Consider the following 21,418-nt stretch of genomic DNA (forward strand, 5'->3'; position numbering starts at 1 on the left):
GGCATTCGGTGCGCTTCGTCTTTCGGAGCGAGTCGCTGGGCGTGGCTGCAGGCCTTGTAATTCAAGGCGTTCAGCGCAAACAGCAGCTCCGCGCACCTTCGCCAAGCCCGGAAGGAGAAACCCATGGGACAGCGTACGCCTCTGTATGACCTGCATCTCGCCCTCGGCGCGAAAATGGTCGATTTTGGCGGTTGGGATATGCCTCTGCACTACGGCTCGCAAGTTGAAGAGCACCATCAGGTGCGACGCGACTGCGGGGTGTTCGATGTATCCCATATGACCGTGATCGATGTCACCGGCCCTCAGGCCAAGGAATGGCTCCAGCACCTGCTGGCCAATGATGTCGACCGTTTGCATGGCTGCGGCCGTGCGCTCTACAGCGCCATGCTCAACGAGCAGGGCGGCGTGGTGGACGACATGATCGTCTACCGCACCGAAGCCGGTTACCGGCTGGTGGTCAACGCAGCCACCCGCGACCAGGACATGGCCTGGATGCAGGCGCAACTGGGCAGCTATTCGGTGCAACTGCAGGAGCGGTCCGAGTTGGCCATGCTCGCCATTCAGGGCCCCCATGCCCGGCAGAAAATCGCCGAGTTGGTCACCCAATCGCGCGGCACCCTGATTCATCAACTCAAACCCTTTGAAGGCCACGCTGACGGCGACTGGTTTATCGCCCGTACCGGTTATACCGGTGAAGACGGCCTGGAGATTGTCCTGCCTGCCGATCAGGCACCGGGTTTTTTCAACGATCTGGTGGGCGCGGGTATTTCACCCATTGGCCTTGGCGCTCGCGATACCCTGCGCCTGGAAGCCGGCATGAACCTGTATGGCCAGGATATCCACCAGGAGGTTTCGCCCTTGGCGGCGAACATGGCCTGGAGCATTGCCTGGGAACCTGCCGGTCGCAACTTCATTGGCCGCAGCGCGCTGCAAGCAGAGCTGGCGGCGGGTGTGCAGTACAAATTGGTCGGGTTGGTACTGGAGGAGCGTGGGGTTTTGCGCGCTCACCAGGTGGTTCGTATCGCCAATGTTGGCGAAGGGGAGATCACCAGTGGTAGTTTCTCTCCTACGCTGAGCAAATCCATTGCCCTGGCTCGTGTACCGACGGCCACCGCCGATCGGGCCGAAGTGGAAATCCGCGGCAAGTGGTACCCGGTTCGAGTGGTCAAACCGACCTTCGTACGCCATGGCAAAACCTTGATCTAACTATTTCCGGCAGGCCGAAGGCCGCTGACATTTCTTCTTGAGGACACAGATTATGAGCGATATCCCAGCTGACCTGCGTTTTGCCGAAAGTCACGAATGGGCCCGTCTGGAAGCCGACGGCACTGTGACCGTCGGGATTTCCGACCATGCACAGGAAGCGTTGGGTGATGTGGTGTTTGTTGAGCTGGCGGAAGTTGGCGCCCAGTTTGAAGCTGAAGGTCAGGCTGGCGTGGTTGAGTCGGTGAAGGCTGCTTCGGATATCTACGCCCCGATTGCTGGCGAAGTGATTGCCGTCAACGAGGAACTGGGTCGCAGCCCTGAGCTGTTGAACACCGACCCTTACGGCGCCTGGATCTTCAAGCTCAAGCCAAGCAACCCGGCCGATCTGGAAAAACTACTGGATGCTGCGGGTTACAAAGCCGCCATCGGCGAGTAAACCCGGCACAAATCAATGTGGGAGCAGGCAAGCCAGCTCCCACAGTTGATTGTGGCAAACAGCGTTTTTTCGTTTAACCCGCTTTCAATACCGCTTTAACCGCCGCAACCGAGCGCTCTACGTCCGCCTCTGTCATCGCTGTGAACATCGGCAACGACACAATCAAACGCCCAACACGTTCCGACACCGGGAACATGCCTTCCTTGAAACCCTGTGCCCGATACAGGCTCAGCAGGTGGATCGGCGGGTAGTGATAGCCAATACCGACGCCATGCGCCTGCATCTGTTCCATGAAAGTGGCGCGTGCCGGCTTGCCATCCTGACGCTCCGGCAATACCAGTTGGAACAGGTGCCAGTTGCTGTTTTCGAAGTCTGCCGGTGGCAGTTGTGCGCCGTACTGCGCTTCGAAATCACTGCCGAAGCATTTGAAGTAGTGGCGTGCCAGGTTCTGGCGGTGGGCGGTGATCTTCTCGATATGAGCGAACTGGCCCAGGCCGATGGCGGCGGCGATATCGGTCATGTTGAACTTGCCGCCCAACACATCCACGTCCAGGCCGTCGAAACCCGTGCGGGTAACGCCCTGCAGGCGATATTTCTCGGCCAGGCGGGCTTCTTCGGCATTGTTCAATACCAGGCAACCGCCCTCGGAAGAGGTGATGTTCTTGTTGGCCTGGAAGCTGAAGGATACAAAGTCACCGGTTGCGCCAATGCGTTCGCCATCCCAGCTGGAACCCAGTGCCTGGGCGGCGTCTTCGACGATACGCAGGTTGTACTTGTTGGCCAGTGCATACAGCATCGGCATGTCCAGGGGCAGGCCCGCCAGGTACACAGGAATGATCGCCTTGGTACGTGGGGTAATTGCAGCTTCCACTTGGGCCAGGTCGATATTGCGGGTCACCGGGTCGATATCGGCAAATACCGGCGTGGCGCCGACTTCCAGAATCACGTTGGCAGTGGCGACCCAGGAGATCGGCGTGGTGATGACTTCATCCCCTGGGCCAATCCCGGCGATGCGCAGGGCAATTTCCATGGTGCAGGTGCCGGAATTGAACGTCCGCACCGGCCGGCCGCCAAAGTATTCCGACAGCTGTGCTTCGAACGCCTGCACTTTTGGCCCGCTGGTGATCCAGCCCGAGCGCAGTACGTCGCCGACCGCCGAGATGGTGGCTTCATCAATGGTAGGTTTGGAAAACGGCAGAAAGGGCTGTTGGCTCATAACGACGAAGGCATCCGTTTCAGATAGGCGATGAGTAATAAACGTATCAGTACCGCATGGTTGCACGGTTCGACTGAATATAGCCTGTCACGGGTGAATGAATCGTCATGTTACGAGCAAAAAAATGCCGCTGCACAAAGCGGCATTTTCGTTGGTGCATCAGAAGGACAAGCGGGCTTCAAGGAACACATTCTGCTCTTTGAGTTTGCCTTTGAGTTGCTCATCCTTGGCATTCGCCCGGTTGACGAAGGTGTTGTAGCCGGTCTCAACCTGGCCCATGTCCACATAACGCCAGCCGGTGCCCAGGGTGAGGTTTTGACTGACTTTAGCGTCCAGGCCCAGGCCCACGCTGTAGGCGAAGTTGTACTGACGGTTGCTGGCGAACTGACGGTTGGGGTTGCCCTGGTAACCCTCGGCATCAATTTGCGCCACACCCACACCGGCCATGCCGTAGAACGACAGCCAATCGTTGATCGGGATGTTCTTGTAGCCGTTGAGCATCCAGCGCTGGCTATCGACTTCCAGTCGATTGACGTTGGCATTGAAGGGCGCCCAATAGGAATCGAACGTTGAGCTGCTACGCGTGGTGTATTCACCCTCCAGTCGCCACCCGTCGGCAAAGGCGTAACCTGCGGCGAATGAGCCGGTGAAGGCTTTGCTGCTGTCCGGCGCTTCGATCTGATTCGTAACGCGCGGGCTGGTCAGCAACGAGCTGGAAAGATTCTGACGGGCACTGTTGAGCTTGGCCGAGCCATACCAGCCTTCTGCCTGGGCATAAGGTGCTGCGATAGCGGCGAGCAGTAGAAGGGAAGACAGCTTTTGCATGGTGGTCGATTCGCTTGGTAAAGAAGGAATCGATAGATTGTTGTTGGACGGGCGAAGTGGTCGACAGGACTTATCCTGTTCAGTCACCCGCTCTTGCAGCGATGCCGTAGGAAAAAGCGGCGCAAAAAAATGCCGCTCTCAATGAGCGGCATTTTTATAAGCGCTTTACTCGGTCACAGCATTTTTGGCGAGGATAGCGTTGGCCAATTCCATGTCCGTGGCCTTGAGGCCTGGGTTGTCAGCGCGGACTTTTTGCATGGCGGCTTCCAGGTATGGACCGCGGATGCCGCCGTCGCTGGCAACAAAGCTGCCTGCGTCGTCCTGGGCGGCGACCACCAGCTTATGGTCCTTGAAGGTCAGGTACGTCGAGCCGGTAGTGGCGCCCGATGAAATGACATTACGCCAAAAGCTGTCGGCCATGGCTGAACCGACAGGAAGGGAAAGCACAGCGAGGGTTGCGACAGCATATTTGAGACGCATGATGGGTGACTCCGACTGGGTTATCTGAACAGTTTGATTGTAGATAGCTCAGTCGAGTTCCATCACTGACTAAACAGTTTCGACCTGTAAAATCACGCCGTCCTGACCAACGACACGGACTTGAGCGCCTACGGGGCTGTCCGGGCCAGTCGCCATCCACACGCCATCACCGACTTTTATCTTGCCCCGGCCATCGACGATGGCCTGATGCACCACAAACGTACGGCCAACCAGCTCCGTGCCACGCATGTTCAGCCCCGGCTGGTCACTGACTTTGGCACTGCTGCGCTGGCGTTTCCACCAATAGACGGCGGTCAAAATCGACAGCACGGCGAACAACAGCAGTTGCCATTCCAGCCCGAGCGGCGGCACCAGGAACTTGATCACGCCTACAGCGGCAGCGGCGATGCCCATCCACAGCAGGTAACCGCCGGCGCCGAATACTTCAAGAATCAACAGCACGGTGCCCAATGCCAGCCAATCCCAGAACGACAGATGCTGCAGGAAATCCCACATGGCAGTTGCCTCAGCCTTTCTTGTTGTCGAAAGTTGCCTTGACGATTTCGCCGATGCCACCGACGGCGCCAATCACCTGGCTGGCTTCCAGCGGCATCAGGATGACTTTGCTGTTGTTGGCCGATGCCAGCTTGCCCAAGGCATCGATGTATTTTTGCGCGACGAAGTAGTTAACCGCCTGCACGTTGCCCGACGCGATGGCCTCGGAGACCACTTGTGTGGCTCGGGCTTCGGCCTCGGCCTGACGCTCACGGGCTTCGGATTCCAGGAAAGCCGCCTGGCGACTGCCCTCGGCCTCAAGGATCTGCGCCTGTTTTTTACCTTCGGCCGTCAGGATCGCCGATGCCCGCAGGCCTTCGGCTTCCAGGATTTGCGCGCGTTTGATCCGCTCGGCTTTCATCTGGCCGGACATGGCGGCCATCAGGTCGGCAGGCGGGCTGATGTCTTTGATCTCGATGCGGGTGATCTTGATGCCCCACGGCGCTGTGGCTTCATCCACGGTGCGCAGCAGTTTTTCGTTGATGCCATCCCGTTGGCTCAGCATGGCATCCAGCTCCATGGAGCCAAGCACGGTGCGGATGTTGGTTTGCAGCAGGTTGCGGATGGCGTGCTCGAGGTTGTTGACCTCGTAGGCGGCCTGGGCGGTGTTGACCACCTGGAAGAAGCACACGGCGTCGATTTGCACGGTGGCGTTGTCGGCGGTGATCACTTCCTGCGGTGGAATATCCAGCACGCTTTCCATCACGTTCATCTTGCGACCGATGCGGTCCATGATCGGAATAATGATGTTCAGGCCAGGCTTGAGGGTGTTGGTGTAGCGGCCGAAACGCTCGACAGTCCACTGGTAGCCCTGGGGCACCACTTTAAAACCCATGAACAGGATGGCAATGGCCAAACCCACGAACAGAAGCAGTACGGTTCCGATCTGCATAGCGATTCCCTATCTGATGGTGTCAGTGATACGACGTATGGCCGATTGTAACGGCCCAGTCACGGATAAGGACGGTTTCACGGGCCAACAATCAAATCATTTGTTTCTGAATCCCCAAGACCTCCAGGCGTTACCCGTAATACCTCTGCCAGGGTGGTCAGCCCGGCGTTCACTTTGTCGACACCGGCCATGCGCAGGCTGCGCATGCCTTGCTCCACTGAGGCCCGGCGCAGAGCCTGCACGTCGGCACCTGGAGTGATCAGTGCCTTGAGCGCCTCGTTCATCGGCATGATTTCGTAGAGCCCGGCGCGGCCTCGATAACCGCTGTCACGGCACTCTGCGCAGCCGACAGCTTCATGCGCGGTGCCCGGCGCGCCCACCGGGCGTTTGCAATGCGGGCATAAAAGCCGCACCAAACGCTGCGCCATCACCCCTATAAGGGTAGCTTTGATCAAATAATGAGCAATGCCCAGCTCCTGCAACCGGCTGATGGCACTGGGCGCATCATTGGTGTGCAGCGTCGACAGCACCAGATGCCCGGTCAGCGCGGCCTGAATCGCCATTTCTGCGGTTTCCCGGTCACGGATCTCACCGATCATGATGATGTCCGGGTCCTGGCGCAGCAGGGCGCGCACGCCGCTGGCGAACGTCAGGTCGATGTTGTGCTGCACCTGCATCTGATTGAAGGCCGGTTCAATCATTTCGATCGGGTCCTCCACCGTGCACAGGTTGACCTCGCGGGTTGCCAGTTGCTTGAGCGTGGCGTAGAGGGTGCTGGTCTTGCCGGAGCCGGTTGGCCCGGTGACCAGAATGATGCCGTTGGCCTGGCCGGTCATGGCGTGCCAGCGTTGTTGGTCGTCGTGTGATAAACCCAACTGATCGAAATCCTTGAGCAGCACCTGTGGGTCGAAAATCCGCATCACCAGTTTTTCACCAAACGCCGTGGGCAAGGTCGAAAGGCGCAGCTCCACCTCAATGCCTGCCGGGCTTTTGGTCTTGACCCGGCCGTCCTGGGGTTTGCGTTTTTCCGCCACATTCATCCGGCCCAGGCTCTTGAGGCGGCTGACCACCGCCATCGTGACCTGAGGCGGAAACTGATACACATCGTGCAGCAGCCCGTCGATGCGAAAACGCACGCGACCCTGATCGCGGCAGGGTTCGACATGGATATCACTGGCCCGCTGCTCGAAGGCGTACTGCAGCAGCCAGTCGACGATGGTGACGATATGCGCGTCGTTGGCATCCGGCTCCTGATCGCTGGCGCCGAGGTTGAGCAGTTCGACGTTGCCGGCCACCGTCGCTTTTTGATCGGCGCCGCTGACGGATTTGGCCAACCGGTAGAACTCGCCGATGCAGCGTTCAATAGCCGTGGGGTTGGCGACCACGCGCTTGATCGAGCGCTTGAGCACCTGCGCCAACCCGGCTTCCCAGTCCCGGACATGGGGCTGGGCGCTGGCGACGGTGACGGTCTGCGCATCCACGGCCACCGCCAGGATCCCATGGCGCTGCGCAAAGGCATGGGACATCAGCGGCACCACGGTGGCCACGTCGATCTTGAGCGGGTCGATACGCAGATACGGCTGCCCGACGTGCGTGGCCAGCCATTGCGTCAGGGTTTCCAGGCACAGCCCATGGGATGCGATGCCTACCAGAGGGTGTTGCCGGGTGGCGGGCGCCGTCGACAGTGAATGCGCCATCTCTGCGGTTATCAGCCCTTGCTCGAGCAGCGCCGGCAGCAACTGATGCAGTTCCAATCGGTGAGTGTGCAAGGCGGTAGGCATGGGTATTTCCTGGCAGGCGTCGGGTGTAAACCCAGGCTAGCCTGCCCCTGAACAACCACCTGCCCCGGAGTATTGCCGGCTTTTACAGGCTGGCCGCCGTCATCGCGGCAGGCCGCAAAGAGTCAGCCCGCCACATCTCCAGCGAGCAGACGCTGATCAGGTTTCTAAGCTTTTCACCGATCACCTGAGCGCGGTGCCAGCTCAAACCGTCCATGACGATATCAATGTTCAACAGGTCGTCTTCACGGCTCACATTGACCTGTTGCGGAGTCAGGAACTGCAGAGCGAAATAGTTGAGCACCCGGCACAGCACGTCCGGCTCGGCCTCGGCGACGATCTGATAATGCGCCTGGCAATGGGCACTGTTGACAGCCCAGGCATCGACGCGTGCGCAGGTGTGAGTGGTTTCGACGGCGTGCATGCTGACTCTCCAAATTCGACTGGAGAAATTTTTACATTCGCCACGGGAGATTTCTTATCTAAGATGGGCTCTATCTGCGATTTATTGAATAAATCAATTCAGAATAAGCACATTCAAAGGTATTTTTATGCACAGTGAATTGGACGCCTACGACCGCCGCATCCTGGCCCTGCTGCAAGAGGATGCTTCGCTGTCCAGTGCGCAGATCGCCGAACAGGTGGGCCTGTCCCAGTCGCCGTGCTGGCGGCGTATCCAGCGGCTCAAGGAGGAAGGGGTGATTCGCGGCCAGGTCACGCTGCTGGACCGCAAGAAGATCGGCCTCAACACGCAGATTTTTGCCGAGGTCAAACTCAATGCCCACGGCCGTTCCAACTTCACCGAGTTCACCGAGGCGATTCGCGGGTTTCCGGAAGTGCTGGAGTGTTATGTGCTGATGGGCGCGGTGGATTTTCTGCTGCGGATTGTTACGTCGGACATCGAGGCGTATGAGCGGTTTTTCTTCGAGAAACTGTCGATGGTGCCGGGGATTCAGGAGGTGAACTCGATCGTAGCCTTGTCGGAGATCAAGTCCACCACCAGCCTGCCAGTATTGCGCTGATCGGGCCGGCCTTATCGCGGGCAAGCCCGGCTCCCACAGGGAATACATTCCAAATGTGGGAGCCGGGCTGAACTGCGTTAGCGATCTTACAGACGCAGCAACGTCTTCCAGGCGCGGTTCTGATACACCGCAATCGCCTGGTGCATACGCGCATCCAGCGATTCATCGGTGATCGGCTGGTTGGCCAGCAGCGCCAACTTGTTCAGCTCGCCGTACAAGCGGTCCAGCTCCGGGATGTCCACCACCTGACGTGCGTGGTGCAGCCAGGCCTGGATGCGTTCGATGCGCGGCAGTTGTTCGGCCAGGTCTTCCGGTTGCTGCTGGTAGCGTTGCAGTTGCAGGGCGACGGCGTCGTCGGCCAGCAGGCGTGGCAGCCAATTGGTGATTTGCGCGGCGCCCTGGCGGTTGCCACGCACGTTGCGGTCGGCGGTCCAGGTGCGGGCCAGCAGCCAGCGCGAAGTGTTCAGCGAGAACAGGCCCCAACGCACGTCTTCGAGTTCTTCGGCGAACTGTTCCGGTGCGGCTTTGCGGATGTCTTCATCGTCGTCACCGGCCTGCACCAGCGGGCGCCAGTCTTCCAGCAACGCGTCCAGCGCACTGCGCAGTTCGCTGGTGGATTGACGCGGCGCGGCCTGGCCGAGGCTGCCGATCAGGGCGCGCAGCTCGCCGAGGTTGTCGACCCAGTCCTGCAACAGGCGCCAGTGGCCATTAAAACGGTATTGCTCCGCCAGACGCTGGCTGCTGCCGAGCAGGTGCCACATGATCGCGGCGAAGGCATCGTCCAACGGCATTTCGGCGTGGATCTGCGGGGCCGGCAGGCTCAGCGAGTAACTGCTGGCGTCGTACAGGCGGTAGCCGCGCTCGGCCTTGCTGATATCGCACGGCATCAGCGCCAGGGTCGCGGCCAGTTCGGCGGCCAGTTCCAGCAGGGCAGCCGGTTCGCCTTCGCGCAGTTCCAGTTCCAGCTCGCAGATTTCTTCTTTCTGCTTGCCGACCACCACATGGCCCAGGTCCAGGGCGGCTTCGATCACCACCTTGGCCTTGCCACGGCCCCAGGCGATTTCGGCGCGCTCACGCACGAAATCGGTGGTGAAAATCGGCTTGAGGGTCTTTTTGTCCAGCTCGGCCAATTGCTCGGGCCAGCACTCGCCGTCGAGTTTCTTCACATCGAGCTTGGCTTTGGGCAGGTCCCAGTTGTATTCGTTGCGTTCCGACAAGCCGGCAACGCTTTGGCCACGGGTCTTGAGGGTCTGGATGATGTCGTCACCGTCCTTGCGCAGGCGCAGGGCGACTTTGGCCTGGGCCAGGTCGCGCTCGGGGGTGTCGAAGTACTGGTTCATCAACTCACGGCGTTCCCAGCCACTTTTGTTGCGTTTTTTCAGTAGCGGGTGCTCACGCAGCGCGGCGAGGGTTTCGCGGCTGACGCGGAGCTTGATTTCGGTTTCTTTCTGCATGGCCGGAAAATCCAGGATCGGGAGCGCAGCCGGGGAAATGTGTGGCTGCCAAGGTCGTGCAGTGTACAGGACTGAGCCCGGCAACGCGCCGCAACGGTTTATTGTGTCGTGCAGATGGTTCTATAGTGGGGCTCATCCGGGAAGTTGAGAGGCTGCGCATGCCGTTACCGTCCATGAAAGAGCAATTCGCCGCGTTGATTGCCGCGCCGTCGGTCAGTTGCACCCAAGCGTCTCTCGACCAGACCAACCGCCCGGTCATCGACCTGCTCGCCAGTTGGTTGGGCGACCTGGGTTTTGCCATCGATATCCAGCAAGTCAGCCCCGGCAAGTTCAACCTGCTGGCCAGTGTCGGCAGTGGCCCCGGCGGGCTGGTGCTGGCCGGGCATAGCGATACCGTGCCGTATGACGCCGCGCTGTGGAAGACCGATCCGCTCAAGCTGACGGAAGTCGACGGCCGCTGGGTAGGCTTGGGCAGCTGCGACATGAAGGGCTTTTTTGCCCTGGCCATCGAAGCCGTGCTGCCCTTGCTGGATCAGCCGTTCAAGCAACCTTTGCTGATCCTCGCCACCTGCGATGAAGAAAGCTCGATGTCCGGCGCTCGTGCACTGGCCGAGGCCGGGCGCCCGTTGGGCCGTGCGGCGGTGATTGGAGAGCCGACGGGGCTCAAGCCGATCCGCCTGCACAAAGGCGTGATGATGGAGCGCATTGATATTCTTGGCCAAAGCGGCCATTCGTCGGACCCAAGCCTGGGCCACAGCGCCCTTGAAGCCATGCACGACGCCATCGGCGAACTGCGCGGCCTGCGCCTGGCCTGGCAGCGTGAGTACCGCAACCCGCAATTCAGCGTGCCGCAACCGACCATGAACTTTGGTTGCATCCATGGCGGCGACAACCCCAACCGTATCTGCGGCCAATGCTCGCTGGAATTCGACCTGCGGCCGTTGCCGGGCATGGACCCACAGGTGCTGCGCGCCGCCATCCGCCAGAAGCTCGAACCCTTGGCCGAGCGCCATAAAGTCAAGATCGACTACGCGCCGCTGTTCCCCGAAGTGCCGCCGTTCGAGCAGGCCGAAGACGCCGAGCTGGTGCGGGTGGCGGAACGATTGACCGGTCATCGTGCGCAAGCAGTAGCGTTCGGCACCGAAGCGCCTTATCTTCAGCGCCTTGGTTGTGAAACCCTGGTGCTTGGCCCTGGCGATATCGCCTGTGCTCACCAACCGGGCGAATACCTCGAAATGTCACGCTTGACGCCTACAGTGCGTCTATTGCGGGAACTGATCGAGCATTACTGCCTGAAACCTGCATAAATTAACCCCTGCCTATTCGTACATAGAAGGAGAGCGAGCGTGTCGCCAAGCCTGTTCCGACGATAACCATCAGCCCGCTGTGCGCTTTCACGATTCATCCTTTTTTGGCTGCTTTTTATTACAGGCCCAGGTTTTATGCCCGAATACGTCAATTGGCTTCGTCATGCTTCGCCTTACATCAACGCCCACCGCGACTGCACCTTTGTGGTCATGCTGCCCGGCGATGGCGTGGAACACCCTAACTTCGGCAATATCGTCCACGATCTGGTGCTGCTTCACAGCCTGGGTGTGCGGCTGGTGCTGGTGCACGGTTCGCGCCCGCAGATCGAAACCCGCCTTGAAGCACGCGGCCTCACCCCGGCTTACCACGAAGGCTTGCGCATCACTGATGCGGCGACCCTGGAATGTGTGATCGACGCGGTTGGGCATCTACGCATTGCTATCGAGGCGCGCCTGTCCATGGACATGGCCTCGTCGCCGATGCAGGGCTCGCGCTTGCGCGTGGCCAGCGGCAACCTCGTCACTGCACGGCCGATCGGCGTGCTCGAAGGCGTGGACTACCACCACACCGGCGAAGTGCGCCGGGTCGACCGCAAAGGCATCAATCGCCTGCTGGACGAGCGCTCCATCGTGCTGCTGTCGCCATTGGGTTATTCGCCCACCGGCGAGATCTTCAACCTGGCCTGCGAAGACGTCGCCACCCGCGCCGCCATCGACCTGGGCGCCGACAAGCTGCTGCTGTTTGGTGCCGACCTCGGTTTGATCGATGAGCATGGTCGCCTGGTGCGTGAGTTGCGCCCGCAACAAGTGCCGGCGCACCTGCAACGTTTGGGCAGCAACTATCAGGCTGAATTGCTGGATGCCGCCGCCGAGGCTTGCCGTGGCGGCGTAGGGCGCAGCCATATCGTCAGTTATGCCGAAGACGGCGCGCTGCTCACCGAGCTGTTCACCCGCGACGGCGGCGGCACCTTGGTGGCCCAGGAGCAATTCGAACTGGTGCGTGAAGCGGCGATTGAAGACGTCGGTGGCTTGCTCGACCTGATCAGCCCGCTGGAAGAGCAGGGCATTCTGGTGCGGCGTTCGCGTGAGGTGTTGGAGCGCGAGATCGAGCAATTCAGCGTGGTCGAGCGCGAAGGCATGATCATCGCCTGTGCGGCGCTGTATCAGATCGCCGATTCGGATGCTGGTGAGTTGGCGTGCCTGGCGGTCAACCCGGAGTACCGTCACGGCGCACGCGGTGATGTGTTGCTGGAGCGCATCCAGACCCGCGCGCGCGCCCAGGGTTTGAAGACTTTGTTTGTCCTCACCACGCGTACCGCCCACTGGTTCCGCGAGCGCGGGTTTGTGCCGAGCAGCGTGGACCGCCTGCCGTCGGCGCGGGCCTCGCTGTACAACTATCAACGTAATTCGAAGATTTTCGAGAAGGCCCTCTAATAACACCGAGCTGGCTTGTGTGGGGGCTGGCTTGTGTGGGAGCTGGCTTGCCTGCGATGCGGGCACCTCGGTCTGTCAGGTAAACCGAGGTGATGCCATCGCAGGCAAGCCAGCTCCCACAGGTGATCGCATTTATTCAGGGATGAATTTATCGGTCACAAAGGCCGAGTAGTCCGGCAGCACCGTTTCAACCTTCCCCTGTTCCTTCAAAAACTTCGCCGTCTCGCCAATCGCCTTTGCCGTACCGCCTTTAAGCAGCGCCTCGGTTTGCTGCGCCTGGGCATCCGGGAAGGTGGTGCCGGCCAACAGTTCAGGAATGTCGGCAGCATTCGAGCCTGTCAATTTGGCGATTTTCTGCACCGGTTCGGAATCGACGGTCCAGCGGTCTTTATGGGCCGCATAGTCAGCAAAGGAATCCAGCGTGACCTTGGCAAACCTGGCCACCACGTCAGGATGTTTTTGCGCGAAATCCTTGCGCGCCACCCAAACCTCGAAAGTCGGCGCGCCCCACTGACCCACCTGGGCTGCGTCTGTCAGGGTTTTGCCGGTCTTGCGGATTTCCCCCAGCGCCGGTGACCACACGAATGCGCCGTCGATATCGCCACGTTTCCACGCGGCAGCAATTTCTGCCGGTTGCAGGTTCACCACTTTGACTTTTTGCGTGTCCAGGCCCCAGTGCTTCAGCGCCCCGAGCAGGCTGTAATGGGAGGTTGAGACGAACGGGGTGGCGATGGTTTTACCCACCAGGTCTGCGGGTTTGTCGATGCCACTGCCATTACGCACCACCAGGGCTTCAGAAGTGTTGATCTGCGCCGATACGATAAACGCCACGATCGGTAGATTGCGTGAAGCCGCTGCTGCAAGGGGGCTGGAACCAAGATTGCCGATCTGCACATCGCCGGAGGCGATAGCGGTGACCACTTCCGGGCCGCTGTTGAAACGGCGCCAGGCGATCTTCTCGCCGATGGCCTTTTCATAGAGGCCGTCAGCCTGGGGGACTTTGCTGGGGTCGATGCCGGTTTGATAGCCGATGGTCAAATCGGCGGCTTTGACACCAAAAGAAAGTATTAGTGACACAAAAACTGTAACAAATTGACGGGAGGATGTGCGTTTGGCCATGATGGCGTCGCCTTTTTGATCGTGGGTGACGTATGCAACAGTACGGTCACACTAATCGATCTAAAAAAAGGCTGGTAAATACCCTTTAGGAATTAGCTTATGGAGGGGTTGATCTATGCTGATCAGCTCGCTGCCTGCCAAGTCTTATTCCTGAATCGTATGAAAAAGAATGAAACAATTCTTTTTGGGTGTATGAAAAACTCATTACCCTGCAGGGACCAAATCAACTGCGATTAGACGAAGGTAGTAGACACACAAGGTTACGATTGACTTGGTAGTCACTATCTGGCGCTAATCGCGCATCTGTGGATCGAGGGCGTCAGACCCGAGACCTAAGAAATACAAAAATTAGAAATGAGAGGAGCGGTACATGAAGAAGTCCACCTTGGCGTTGGCTGTGACCCTGGGCGCAATCGCTCAGCAAGCAGGCGCTGCCGGTTTTATCGAAGACAGTAAGGCCACACTGGGTCTGCGTAACTTCTACATCAACACGGATAACCGTGATGGTGCTGCAGACCCGTCCAGGAACGAAGAGTGGGGCCAAGGCTTCGACCTGCGGTTCATTTCGGGCTACACCCAAGGCACGGTTCAGTTCGGCGTTGACGCAATCGGCTTGTACGGCGTGCGCCTCGATTCTGGCCGCGGCACCAGCGGTAACATCACCGGTACTTCGTCCGGCGGTACTGTGTTCCCAAGCGACGGCAATCGCGCGGTCAATGATTTCGCCAGCCTCGGTGTGACCGGTAAGGTGAAGATCTCCCAAACCGAATTAAAACTGGGTACGTTGCAGCCTAAACTGCCAGTTATCGTGACCAACGATGGTCGTATGCTGCCGCAAACCTTCCAGGGTGGCCAGATCACTACCAACGACATCAAGGATTTGACCCTGGTTGCCGGTCAGATCGAGCATGCCAAAGGCCGTAACTCCAGCAACAACGAAGGTTTGTCGCTGGGTGGTGCCAACGGTGGCTCGAACTACACCGCAGGCAAGTTCGTCAACAAGTTCTACTATGCCGGTGGTGACTACAAGCTCACCAAAGATCTGACCGCACAGTACTACTACGGCAACCTGGAAGACTTCTACAAGCAGCACTTCCTGGGGCTGACCCATAACTGGTCGATCGGCCCGGGCGTATTGAAGTCTGACCTGCGTTATTTCAACAGTTCTGACGACGGCCTGAACGGTAATACGGCTGCCTACTACACCAGCGGTAACTACAACGGTTTCCGTGCCGGTAAGGGTAAAGTCGACAACAACCTGTACAGCGGCCTTTTCCTGTACTCCGTGGCCGGCCACACCTTTGGTGGCGGTTACCAAGTCAGCAATGGCAGCAGCGACTTCCCTTGGCTGAACCAAGGTGACGGCTCGTCGGCTTACATCACTACCGACATGCAGATCCAGAAGTTCGCCCGTGCTGGCGAGCGTACCTGGCAAGCTCGTTACGCTTATGACTTCGCCAAGGTTGGCGTACCTGGCCTGACGGCTGGCGTTGTGTACCTCAAAGGTAGCAACATCGACACCATCGCGAACACTAACGCACGTACTGAAACCACCGGCCAGTCCGAGTGGGAACGCGACATCACCGTTGCCTATGTGATTCCAGAAGGCCCGCTGAAAAACCTCGGCGTTGCCTGGAAAAACGCAATGTGGCGTACCGACCTGGCGAACACCCGTTCCCAGGACGAAAACCGTCTGATCGTCAGCTACTCGCTGCCACTGTTCTAGTCGTATGAAGCAGTTGTAAGACTGTAAACCTTGCCCGGCGCAACGCCGGGCAAGGTGTCTTGCTTTTCAAGTCGGGCTCAACCCCCGCAAGCCCTTCCTGAAACCCTTCTTTTTACAGCGTCTCAAGGCCTTCTCGAACCTTGTGATGGATGTTGATCCTCGGCCTTTCTCACGTCCAATGAATTGATTTTTAATATTCTTTTATCGTCTAAATAAATCGATATTTATTCTTTTTAAATAATTCATAACCCATGCACAGTGGGCTCCATAAGCACTCACCAGGAGCCACACCATGAGCCTAAGATTGGGCGACATCGCCCCCGACTTTGAACAGGATTCCAGCGCCGGCAAGATTCGCTTCCACGAATGGCTGGGCGATAGCTGGGGCGTGTTGTTTTCCCATCCGGCGGACTTCACTCCGGTGTGCACCACGGAGCTGGGCTTTACCGCCAAGCTCAAGGACGAATTCGCCCAGCGCGGCGTCAAGGCCATTGCCCTGTCGGTCGACCCGGTGGACTCACACCACAAATGGATCGAAGACATCAACGAAACCCAGAACACTGTCGTCAACTTCCCGATCCTGGCCGATGCCGATCGCAAGGTGTCGGACCTCTACGACCTGATCCACCCGAACGCCAGTGACACGCTCACCGTGCGCTCCTTGTTCGTGATCGACCCGAACAAGAAGATCCGCCTGACCATCACTTACCCGGCCAGTACCGGCCGAAACTTCCACGAAATCCTGCGGGTCATCGACTCGTTGCAGCTGACCGACAACCACAAGGTCGCCACGCCCGCCAACTGGCAGGACGGCGATGAAGTGGTGATTGTGCCGTCGCTCAAGGACGAGGAAGAGATCAAGAAGCGCTTTCCGAAGGGCTACCGTGCGGTGAAACCGTACCTGCGCCTCACCCCACAGCCCAATCGCTAACACAATCCAATGTGGGAGCGGGCTTGCTCGCGAATGCGGAGTGTCAGCCAATGCATCAGGTGACTGATACACCGCATTCGCGAGCAAGTCGAATCGTCGCACCGCCGCTCCCACAATTGATCGCATTTCCAGTCTCACATAGCAGGGGTTTTCAGGCCGTTTCGACGGCCTTTTTTTTCGCCTTGAGATTAATCATCCCCATATGCATTTATAGAATAAACAAATAAAAAAATAAGATTTAAAGATATATAAATATGCTGATAGGGTCTGTTCCATCTTGGCGACATCGCCACCCAGCGAACCGCCGACACTTGCCCAAGGAATACCTGCATGCTGGTCGTAACACTTGGAGGCAGCCCCAGCCAGCGTTCGCGCTCCGGGGTCTTGCTGGAAAAAACCCGTCAGTGGCTGCAAGACAAAGGCGTGGAAGTGGTGAGTTATCAGATACGGGACTTCCCGGCCGAAGACTTGCTGCACGCCCGCTTCGACAGCCCCAAAGTCATCGATCTGTTGCAGCAAATCGTCAATGCCGATGGCCTGGTCATCGCCACGCCGGTGTACAAGGCCTCGTTTTCCGGCGCGCTGAAAACCGTACTCGACCTGCTGCCCGAACGCGCCCTGGCCCACAAGATCGTGTTGCCGATGGCCACCGGCGGCAGCATCGCCCACATGCTGGCGGTGGACTACGCCTTGAAGCCGGTGCTCTCGGCCCTCAAGGCCCAGGAGTTGCTCCACGGCATCTTTGCCGAAGACAGCCAGATCGCTTACGCCGAAGGCAGCGCCCAGGCGCAACTGGTGCCGGTGCTTGAACAGCGTTTGCACGAGGCCCTCGAGACGCTTTACGGCGCCATGGCCCGTCGCCCCAAACCGCTGGACCCGAATGTGTTGAATGAACGTTTGTTGAGTGCTCGCTGGAGCATTTAAGCCGTATCGGAATTTGTAGTACTCACCTTACTCAGCCGCCAACGGCCAAGCAGGTGCAGCCAACCCCCTCATCGCATTATTTGGAGAGAGCGCTATGCGCACTGTCATCTTGCGTCGTGGTCTGGTCGCACTGTTTGCTGCGGCTGTGTCCTTCGGCGCCATTGTTCAAGCCCAGGCTGCCGAGACGCTGCGGATCGGTTATCAGAAATACGGCACGCTGGTGCTGCTCAAAGCCAAGGGCTCGCTGGAAAAACGCCTGGCCGCCCAGGGCGTGCAAGTGCAATGGACCGAATTCCCCGGTGGCCCGCAGTTGCTCGAAGGCCTGAACGTCGGCGCGATCGACTTTGGCGTCACCGGCGAGACTCCACCGGTGTTCGCCCAGGCGGCGGGCGCAGATTTGCTCTACGTCGCCTACGAGCCGCCCGCGCCGACCAGTGAAGCGATCCTGGTGCCCAAGGATTCGACGATCAAATCGGTGGCCGAGCTCAAGGGCAAGAAAATCGTGCTCAACAAAGGCTCCAACGTGCATTACCTGTTGGTGCGAGCCCTGGAAGATGCCGGCCTCAAATACACCGACGTACAAACCATCTTCCTGCCACCCGCCGATGCCCGCGCCGCGTTCGAACGTGGCAGCGTGGATGCCTGGGTGATCTGGGACCCGTACCAGGCCGCCGCCGAGAAACAACTGCAAGCCCGCACCCTGCGTGACGGCACCGGCATTGCCGACAACCACCAGTTCTACCTGGCCACCAAGCCTTACGCCACGCAGCACCCGGACGTGATCAAGGCGCTGGTGGAAGAAGTGCGCGCCGTGGGCGAGTGGTCCAAGGCCAACCCTACGGAGGTGACCGAACAAGTCGCGCCACTGCTCGGCTTGCCGGCGGACATCACCCTGACCTCGGTCAAGCGCCAAGGCTACGGCGCGCTGTTCCTGACCCCGGAAGTGGTCGCCGCCCAGCAGAAAATCGCCGACACCTTCTACCAGCTCAAATTGATCCCCAAACCCTTGAGCATCAAGGACGTGATCTGGACTCCATCCGCCGCCGTCGCCAAAGCGCCGTAATCCGACTTCTTCAGGAGACAACTCCATGAGCCTCAATATTTTCTGGTTTCTGCCTACCCACGGCGACGGCCATTACCTTGGCACCGCCGAAGGCGCCCGCGCCGTCGACCACGGTTATCTGCAGCAAGTGGCCCAGGCGGCTGACCGCCTGGGTTTCGGCGGGGTGCTGATTCCCACCGGCCGCTCCTGCGAAGACTCGTGGCTGGTGGCCGCCTCGCTGATCCCGGTAACCCAGCGGCTGAAATTCCTTGTCGCGCTGCGCCCCGGCATCATCTCCCCGACGGTGGCGGCGCGTCAGGCCGCGACCCTGGACCGTTTGTCCGGCGGGCGCGCTTTGTTCAACCTGGTCACCGGCGGTGATCCGGAAGAGCTGGCTGGCGATGGCTTGTTCCTCAGCCACGAAGAGCGCTACCAGGCTTCGGTGGAATTCACCCGCATCTGGCGCCGCGTGCTGGAAGGCGAAACCGTGGATTACGACGGCGAACACATCAGCGTCAAAGGCGCCAAATTGCTCTATCCGCCGATCCAGCAGCCACGTCCGCCGCTGTACTTCGGTGGCTCCTCTGAAGCCGCTCAGGACCTGGCAGCCGAACAGGTGGAAATGGTGTTGACCTGGGGCGAACCACCGGCCGCCGTCGCGGAAAAAATCGAACAGGTGCGCGCCAAGGCGGCAAAACTTGGACGCACTGTGCGCTTCGGTATTCGCCTGCATGTCATCGTGCGCGAAACCAACGAAGAAGCATGGAAAGCCGCCGACAAACTGATTTCCCATCTGGATGACGAAACCATCGCCCGCGCCCAGGCATCCCTGGCGCGTTTCGACTCGGTTGGCCAGCAGCGTATGGCCGCTTTGCACGGTGGCAACCGCGACAACCTCGAAGTCAGCCCTAACCTGTGGGCCGGCGTTGGCCTGGTGCGCGGCGGTGCCGGCACCGCACTGGTGGGTGACGGCCCAACCGTGGCGGCGCGGGTCAAGGAATACGCGGCGCTGGGCATCGACACTTTTATCTTCTCCGGTTACCCACACCTGGAAGAGTCGTATCGGGTTGCCGAACTGTTGTTCCCGCACCTGGATATCGAGCGTCCCGAGCTGCCGAAAAGCGCCGGTTACGTCAGCCCGTTCGGCGAAATGGTCGCCAACGACATTCTTCCCAAAGCTGCGTCGCAGAGCTGAGGCGTCGCCATGAACTATGAAAAATTAAGCCATCGCGTTGCGCCTTGGGTGCTGCCGATCCTGTTGTTGGCGGTGTGGCAGTTGTCGGTGTCGGCGGGCTGGTTGTCGACGCGCATTTTGCCGGCGCCGAGTGCGGTGATTGAAGCTGGGGTCAACCAGGTACGCAGCGGCGAAATCTGGACGCACCTGGCCATCAGCGGCTGGCGTGCGGGCCTGGGCTTTGTGATCGGTGGCAGCATCGGTTTGGCCCTGGGCTTTATCACCGGCCTGTCGAAGTGGGGCGAGCGCTTGCTGGACAGCTCGGTGCAGATGATCCGCAACGTGCCGCACCTGGCGCTGATTCCGCTGGTGATTTTGTGGTTCGGCATTGATGAGACGGCGAAGATTTTCCTGGTCGCCCTCGGCACGCTGTTCCCGATCTACCTGAACACCTACCACGGCATCCGCAACGTCGACCCGGCGCTGGTGGAAATGTCGCGCAGCTATGGTCTGTCCGGTTTCAGCCTGTTCTGGCAAGTGATCCTGCCGGGCGCGTTGCCTTCGATTCTGGTGGGCGTGCGCTTCGCCCTGGGCTTTATGTGGTTGACGCTGATCGTGGCGGAAACCATCTCGGCCAGTTCCGGCATCGGTTACCTGGCCATGAACGCCCGCGAATTCCTGCAAACCGATGTGGTGGTACTGGCGATTGTGCTGTACGCCATCCTCGGCAAGCTCGCCGACCTCGCGGCGCGTGGCCTGGAACGTGTGTGGCTGCGCTGGCATCCGGCTTACCAAGTGAATAAAGGAGGTGCGGCATGACCGCTCAACAACCTCCGCGCCTGCTCAAGGGCATCCCGCTGGCGGTGCGCAAATTGCGCAAGGCCTTTGGTGCGCGGGAAGTACTCAAAGAGATTGATCTGCACATTCCGGCTGGCCAGTTCGTGGCCGTGGTCGGCCGCAGCGGCTGCGGTAAAAGTACCTTGCTGCGTCTGCTCGCAGGCCTGGATAAAGCCAGTGGCGGCGAGCTGCTGGCCGGCTCCGCGCCGCTGAACGAGGCGATTGAAGACACGCGGCTGATGTTCCAGGAAGCGCGTCTGCTGCCGTGGAAAAAGATCATCGACAACGTTGGCCTTGGCCTCAAGGGCAACTGGCGCCCCAAGGCGTTGGAAGCGCTGGAGGCGGTGGGTCTGGCCGAGCGTGCCAATGAATGGCCGGCGGCCTTGTCCGGCGGCCAGAAGCAGCGTGTGGCCCTGGCTCGTGCGTTGATTCACCAGCCGCGCCTGCTATTGCTCGACGAACCTTTGGGCGCGCTGGACGCACTGACCCGCATCGAGATGCAGCAACTGATTGAAAACCTCTGGCAGAAGCACGGCTTTACCGTGTTGCTGGTCACCCACGACGTCAGCGAAGCCGTGGCGATTGCCGACCGCGTGATCCTGATCGAAGACGGCGAAATCGGCCTCGACCTGATCGTCGATCTACCGCGCCCACGCGCCAGGGGCTCACATCGCCTGGCCGCGCTGGAAGCCGAAGTGCTTAACCGGGTGCTGTCGCTGCCAGGCTCGCCGCCTGAACCTGAACCTGTTTCACCGCTGCCTACGCAATTGCGTTGGGCTCAATAACTCATAGAGGAAAACCACCATGACTATCAAAGCCATCAACGTACGTAACCAGTTCAAAGGCACCATCAAGGAAATCGTCGAAGGCGACGTGCTGTCGGAAATCGACGTGCAGACAGCGTCCGGCATCGTGACTTCGGTGATCACTACCCGCTCGGTCAAAGAGCTGGAACTGGTGATTGGCAGCGAAGTGATTGCCTTTGTGAAGTCCACCGAGGTGTCGATCGCCAAGTTGTGATCGAATTCTGCGGTGCTCTTGATGCCGCCTTCGCGAGCAA

The 21,418-nt window shown here is 59.5% G+C and carries 22 protein-coding genes; 13 read left to right on the plus strand and 9 right to left on the minus strand.

Annotation, left to right across the window (positions count from 1 at the left end; genetic code table 11):
* Window positions 1-123 precede the first annotated feature (123 nt).
* Entirely contained in the window at window positions 124-1,206 is a 1,083-nt protein-coding gene (gene gcvT / locus QF043_RS30230; RefSeq protein ID WP_307421233.1) for a glycine cleavage system aminomethyltransferase GcvT, read from the plus strand.
* Between the two features lie 52 nt (window positions 1,207-1,258).
* Complete coding sequence (gene gcvH / locus QF043_RS30235) at window positions 1,259-1,642, plus strand: glycine cleavage system protein GcvH (protein ID WP_307421234.1); 384 nt, start codon at window positions 1,259-1,261, stop codon at window positions 1,640-1,642.
* 73 nt (window positions 1,643-1,715) lie between these two features.
* Here the strand turns inward: gcvH and QF043_RS30240 are convergent, their stop codons facing one another.
* The 7 genes from QF043_RS30240 to QF043_RS30270 form a co-directional block, all read right to left on the minus strand.
* A complete protein-coding gene (locus QF043_RS30240) occupies window positions 1,716-2,858 on the minus strand; it encodes a DegT/DnrJ/EryC1/StrS aminotransferase family protein (RefSeq protein WP_056860748.1) in 1,143 nt (380 codons plus the stop codon).
* Window positions 2,859-3,017: 159 nt separating this feature from the next.
* Entirely contained in the window at window positions 3,018-3,683 is a 666-nt protein-coding gene (locus QF043_RS30245; protein ID WP_305456479.1) for an outer membrane protein, read from the minus strand.
* 165 nt (window positions 3,684-3,848) lie between these two features.
* Window positions 3,849-4,163, minus strand: a complete 315-nt coding sequence (locus tag QF043_RS30250) for a DUF2388 domain-containing protein (protein ID WP_043046966.1) — start codon at window positions 4,161-4,163, stop codon at window positions 3,849-3,851.
* Window positions 4,164-4,232: 69 nt separating this feature from the next.
* Window positions 4,233-4,679, minus strand: a complete 447-nt coding sequence (locus tag QF043_RS30255) for an NfeD family protein (RefSeq protein ID WP_307421235.1) — start codon at window positions 4,677-4,679, stop codon at window positions 4,233-4,235.
* 10 nt (window positions 4,680-4,689) lie between these two features.
* Window positions 4,690-5,610: an SPFH domain-containing protein gene (locus tag QF043_RS30260; protein WP_065931834.1), complete on the minus strand. Its 921-nt coding sequence runs from the start codon at window positions 5,608-5,610 to the stop codon at window positions 4,690-4,692.
* Between the two features lie 77 nt (window positions 5,611-5,687).
* A complete protein-coding gene (locus QF043_RS30265) occupies window positions 5,688-7,391 on the minus strand; it encodes a GspE/PulE family protein (RefSeq protein ID WP_307421236.1) in 1,704 nt (567 codons plus the stop codon).
* Window positions 7,392-7,473: 82 nt separating this feature from the next.
* Complete coding sequence (locus QF043_RS30270) at window positions 7,474-7,812, minus strand: hypothetical protein (protein ID WP_307421237.1); 339 nt, start codon at window positions 7,810-7,812, stop codon at window positions 7,474-7,476.
* A 127-nt stretch (window positions 7,813-7,939) separates the two neighbouring features.
* Here QF043_RS30270 and QF043_RS30275 point away from each other — a divergent pair, with 127 nt between their 5' ends.
* The gene (locus QF043_RS30275; RefSeq protein WP_003195279.1) at window positions 7,940-8,410 is read left to right on the plus strand and encodes an Lrp/AsnC family transcriptional regulator; all 471 of its coding nucleotides are present in this window, start codon (window positions 7,940-7,942) and stop codon (window positions 8,408-8,410) included.
* Window positions 8,411-8,496: 86 nt separating this feature from the next.
* On the opposite strand, the gene QF043_RS30280 is transcribed toward QF043_RS30275, so the two are convergent.
* The gene (locus tag QF043_RS30280; RefSeq protein ID WP_065931830.1) at window positions 8,497-9,864 is read right to left on the minus strand and encodes an inorganic triphosphatase; all 1,368 of its coding nucleotides are present in this window, start codon (window positions 9,862-9,864) and stop codon (window positions 8,497-8,499) included.
* Between the two features lie 158 nt (window positions 9,865-10,022).
* On the opposite strand from QF043_RS30280, the gene argE reads away from it, so the two are divergent.
* Together argE and argA are read left to right on the plus strand one after the other, a co-directional pair.
* Window positions 10,023-11,171, plus strand: a complete 1,149-nt coding sequence (gene argE, locus QF043_RS30285; RefSeq protein ID WP_307421238.1) for an acetylornithine deacetylase — start codon at window positions 10,023-10,025, stop codon at window positions 11,169-11,171.
* A gap of 135 nt (window positions 11,172-11,306) precedes the next feature.
* Window positions 11,307-12,605, plus strand: coding sequence for an amino-acid N-acetyltransferase (argA, locus tag QF043_RS30290; protein ID WP_307421239.1), 1,299 nt, complete (start codon window positions 11,307-11,309; stop codon window positions 12,603-12,605).
* 132 nt (window positions 12,606-12,737) lie between these two features.
* Here the strand turns inward: argA and tauA are convergent, their stop codons facing one another.
* The gene (gene tauA / locus QF043_RS30295; RefSeq protein ID WP_307421240.1) at window positions 12,738-13,724 is read right to left on the minus strand and encodes a taurine ABC transporter substrate-binding protein; all 987 of its coding nucleotides are present in this window, start codon (window positions 13,722-13,724) and stop codon (window positions 12,738-12,740) included.
* Window positions 13,725-14,094: 370 nt separating this feature from the next.
* On the opposite strand from tauA, the gene QF043_RS30300 reads away from it, so the two are divergent.
* From QF043_RS30300 to QF043_RS30335, 8 genes are all read left to right on the plus strand, one after another.
* Window positions 14,095-15,450, plus strand: coding sequence for an OprD family porin (locus QF043_RS30300; protein WP_017139543.1), 1,356 nt, complete (start codon window positions 14,095-14,097; stop codon window positions 15,448-15,450).
* A 292-nt stretch (window positions 15,451-15,742) separates the two neighbouring features.
* Complete coding sequence (locus tag QF043_RS30305; RefSeq protein WP_015886425.1) at window positions 15,743-16,381, plus strand: peroxiredoxin; 639 nt, start codon at window positions 15,743-15,745, stop codon at window positions 16,379-16,381.
* 330 nt (window positions 16,382-16,711) lie between these two features.
* Entirely contained in the window at window positions 16,712-17,305 is a 594-nt protein-coding gene (gene ssuE, locus QF043_RS30310) for an NADPH-dependent FMN reductase (RefSeq protein ID WP_307421241.1), read from the plus strand.
* Between the two features lie 94 nt (window positions 17,306-17,399).
* Window positions 17,400-18,368 carry a sulfonate ABC transporter substrate-binding protein gene (locus QF043_RS30315; protein ID WP_058421197.1) on the plus strand — a complete coding sequence of 323 codons (969 nt, stop codon included), beginning with the start codon at window positions 17,400-17,402 and terminating at the stop codon, window positions 18,366-18,368.
* Window positions 18,369-18,393: 25 nt separating this feature from the next.
* Window positions 18,394-19,542, plus strand: a complete 1,149-nt coding sequence (gene ssuD, locus QF043_RS30320; RefSeq protein ID WP_307421242.1) for an FMNH2-dependent alkanesulfonate monooxygenase — start codon at window positions 18,394-18,396, stop codon at window positions 19,540-19,542.
* 9 nt (window positions 19,543-19,551) lie between these two features.
* Window positions 19,552-20,340 carry an aliphatic sulfonate ABC transporter permease SsuC gene (gene ssuC, locus QF043_RS30325; protein WP_307421243.1) on the plus strand — a complete coding sequence of 263 codons (789 nt, stop codon included), beginning with the start codon at window positions 19,552-19,554 and terminating at the stop codon, window positions 20,338-20,340.
* The gene (ssuB, locus tag QF043_RS30330) at window positions 20,337-21,143 is read left to right on the plus strand and encodes an aliphatic sulfonates ABC transporter ATP-binding protein (protein WP_056860734.1); all 807 of its coding nucleotides are present in this window, start codon (window positions 20,337-20,339) and stop codon (window positions 21,141-21,143) included. The genes ssuC and ssuB overlap by 4 nt, the downstream gene beginning before the upstream one ends.
* Window positions 21,144-21,162: 19 nt before the next feature.
* On the plus strand, window positions 21,163-21,378 hold the full coding sequence (locus QF043_RS30335) for a molybdopterin-binding protein (protein ID WP_003213899.1): 216 nt from the start codon (window positions 21,163-21,165) through the stop codon (window positions 21,376-21,378).
* Window positions 21,379-21,418 lie beyond the last annotated feature (40 nt).

Source organism: Pseudomonas sp. W3I7 (assembly GCF_030816095.1).
In the GTDB taxonomy this organism is placed as follows: Bacteria; Pseudomonadota; Gammaproteobacteria; order Pseudomonadales; family Pseudomonadaceae; genus Aquipseudomonas; species Aquipseudomonas salomonii.

What these genes read in the sequence shown, in the direction of transcription:
- QF043_RS30260 (WP_065931834.1), bottom strand. Translation starts at nt 5,610, where the DNA reads ATGCAGATCGGAACCGTACTGCTTCTGTTCGTGGGTTTGGCCATTGCC.
- QF043_RS30265 (WP_307421236.1), bottom strand. Translation starts at nt 7,391, where the DNA reads ATGCCTACCGCCTTGCACACTCACCGATTGGAACTGCATCAGTTGCTG.
- QF043_RS30305 (WP_015886425.1), top strand. Translation starts at nt 15,743, where the DNA reads ATGAGCCTAAGATTGGGCGACATCGCCCCCGACTTTGAACAGGATTCC.
- argE (WP_307421238.1), top strand. Translation starts at nt 10,023, where the DNA reads ATGCCGTTACCGTCCATGAAAGAGCAATTCGCCGCGTTGATTGCCGCG.
- QF043_RS30245 (WP_305456479.1), bottom strand. Translation starts at nt 3,683, where the DNA reads ATGCAAAAGCTGTCTTCCCTTCTACTGCTCGCCGCTATCGCAGCACCT.
- QF043_RS30315 (WP_058421197.1), top strand. Translation starts at nt 17,400, where the DNA reads ATGCGCACTGTCATCTTGCGTCGTGGTCTGGTCGCACTGTTTGCTGCG.
- QF043_RS30275 (WP_003195279.1), top strand. Translation starts at nt 7,940, where the DNA reads ATGCACAGTGAATTGGACGCCTACGACCGCCGCATCCTGGCCCTGCTG.
- QF043_RS30270 (WP_307421237.1), bottom strand. Translation starts at nt 7,812, where the DNA reads ATGCACGCCGTCGAAACCACTCACACCTGCGCACGCGTCGATGCCTGG.
- QF043_RS30280 (WP_065931830.1), bottom strand. Translation starts at nt 9,864, where the DNA reads ATGCAGAAAGAAACCGAAATCAAGCTCCGCGTCAGCCGCGAAACCCTC.
- ssuB (WP_056860734.1), top strand. Translation starts at nt 20,337, where the DNA reads ATGACCGCTCAACAACCTCCGCGCCTGCTCAAGGGCATCCCGCTGGCG.
- QF043_RS30250 (WP_043046966.1), bottom strand. Translation starts at nt 4,163, where the DNA reads ATGCGTCTCAAATATGCTGTCGCAACCCTCGCTGTGCTTTCCCTTCCT.
- ssuE (WP_307421241.1), top strand. Translation starts at nt 16,712, where the DNA reads ATGCTGGTCGTAACACTTGGAGGCAGCCCCAGCCAGCGTTCGCGCTCC.
- gcvT (WP_307421233.1), top strand. Translation starts at nt 124, where the DNA reads ATGGGACAGCGTACGCCTCTGTATGACCTGCATCTCGCCCTCGGCGCG.
- ssuC (WP_307421243.1), top strand. Translation starts at nt 19,552, where the DNA reads ATGAACTATGAAAAATTAAGCCATCGCGTTGCGCCTTGGGTGCTGCCG.
- QF043_RS30335 (WP_003213899.1), top strand. Translation starts at nt 21,163, where the DNA reads ATGACTATCAAAGCCATCAACGTACGTAACCAGTTCAAAGGCACCATC.
- ssuD (WP_307421242.1), top strand. Translation starts at nt 18,394, where the DNA reads ATGAGCCTCAATATTTTCTGGTTTCTGCCTACCCACGGCGACGGCCAT.
- gcvH (WP_307421234.1), top strand. Translation starts at nt 1,259, where the DNA reads ATGAGCGATATCCCAGCTGACCTGCGTTTTGCCGAAAGTCACGAATGG.
- QF043_RS30255 (WP_307421235.1), bottom strand. Translation starts at nt 4,679, where the DNA reads ATGTGGGATTTCCTGCAGCATCTGTCGTTCTGGGATTGGCTGGCATTG.
- argA (WP_307421239.1), top strand. Translation starts at nt 11,307, where the DNA reads ATGCCCGAATACGTCAATTGGCTTCGTCATGCTTCGCCTTACATCAAC.
- QF043_RS30300 (WP_017139543.1), top strand. Translation starts at nt 14,095, where the DNA reads ATGAAGAAGTCCACCTTGGCGTTGGCTGTGACCCTGGGCGCAATCGCT.
- QF043_RS30240 (WP_056860748.1), bottom strand. Translation starts at nt 2,858, where the DNA reads ATGAGCCAACAGCCCTTTCTGCCGTTTTCCAAACCTACCATTGATGAA.
- tauA (WP_307421240.1), bottom strand. Translation starts at nt 13,724, where the DNA reads ATGGCCAAACGCACATCCTCCCGTCAATTTGTTACAGTTTTTGTGTCA.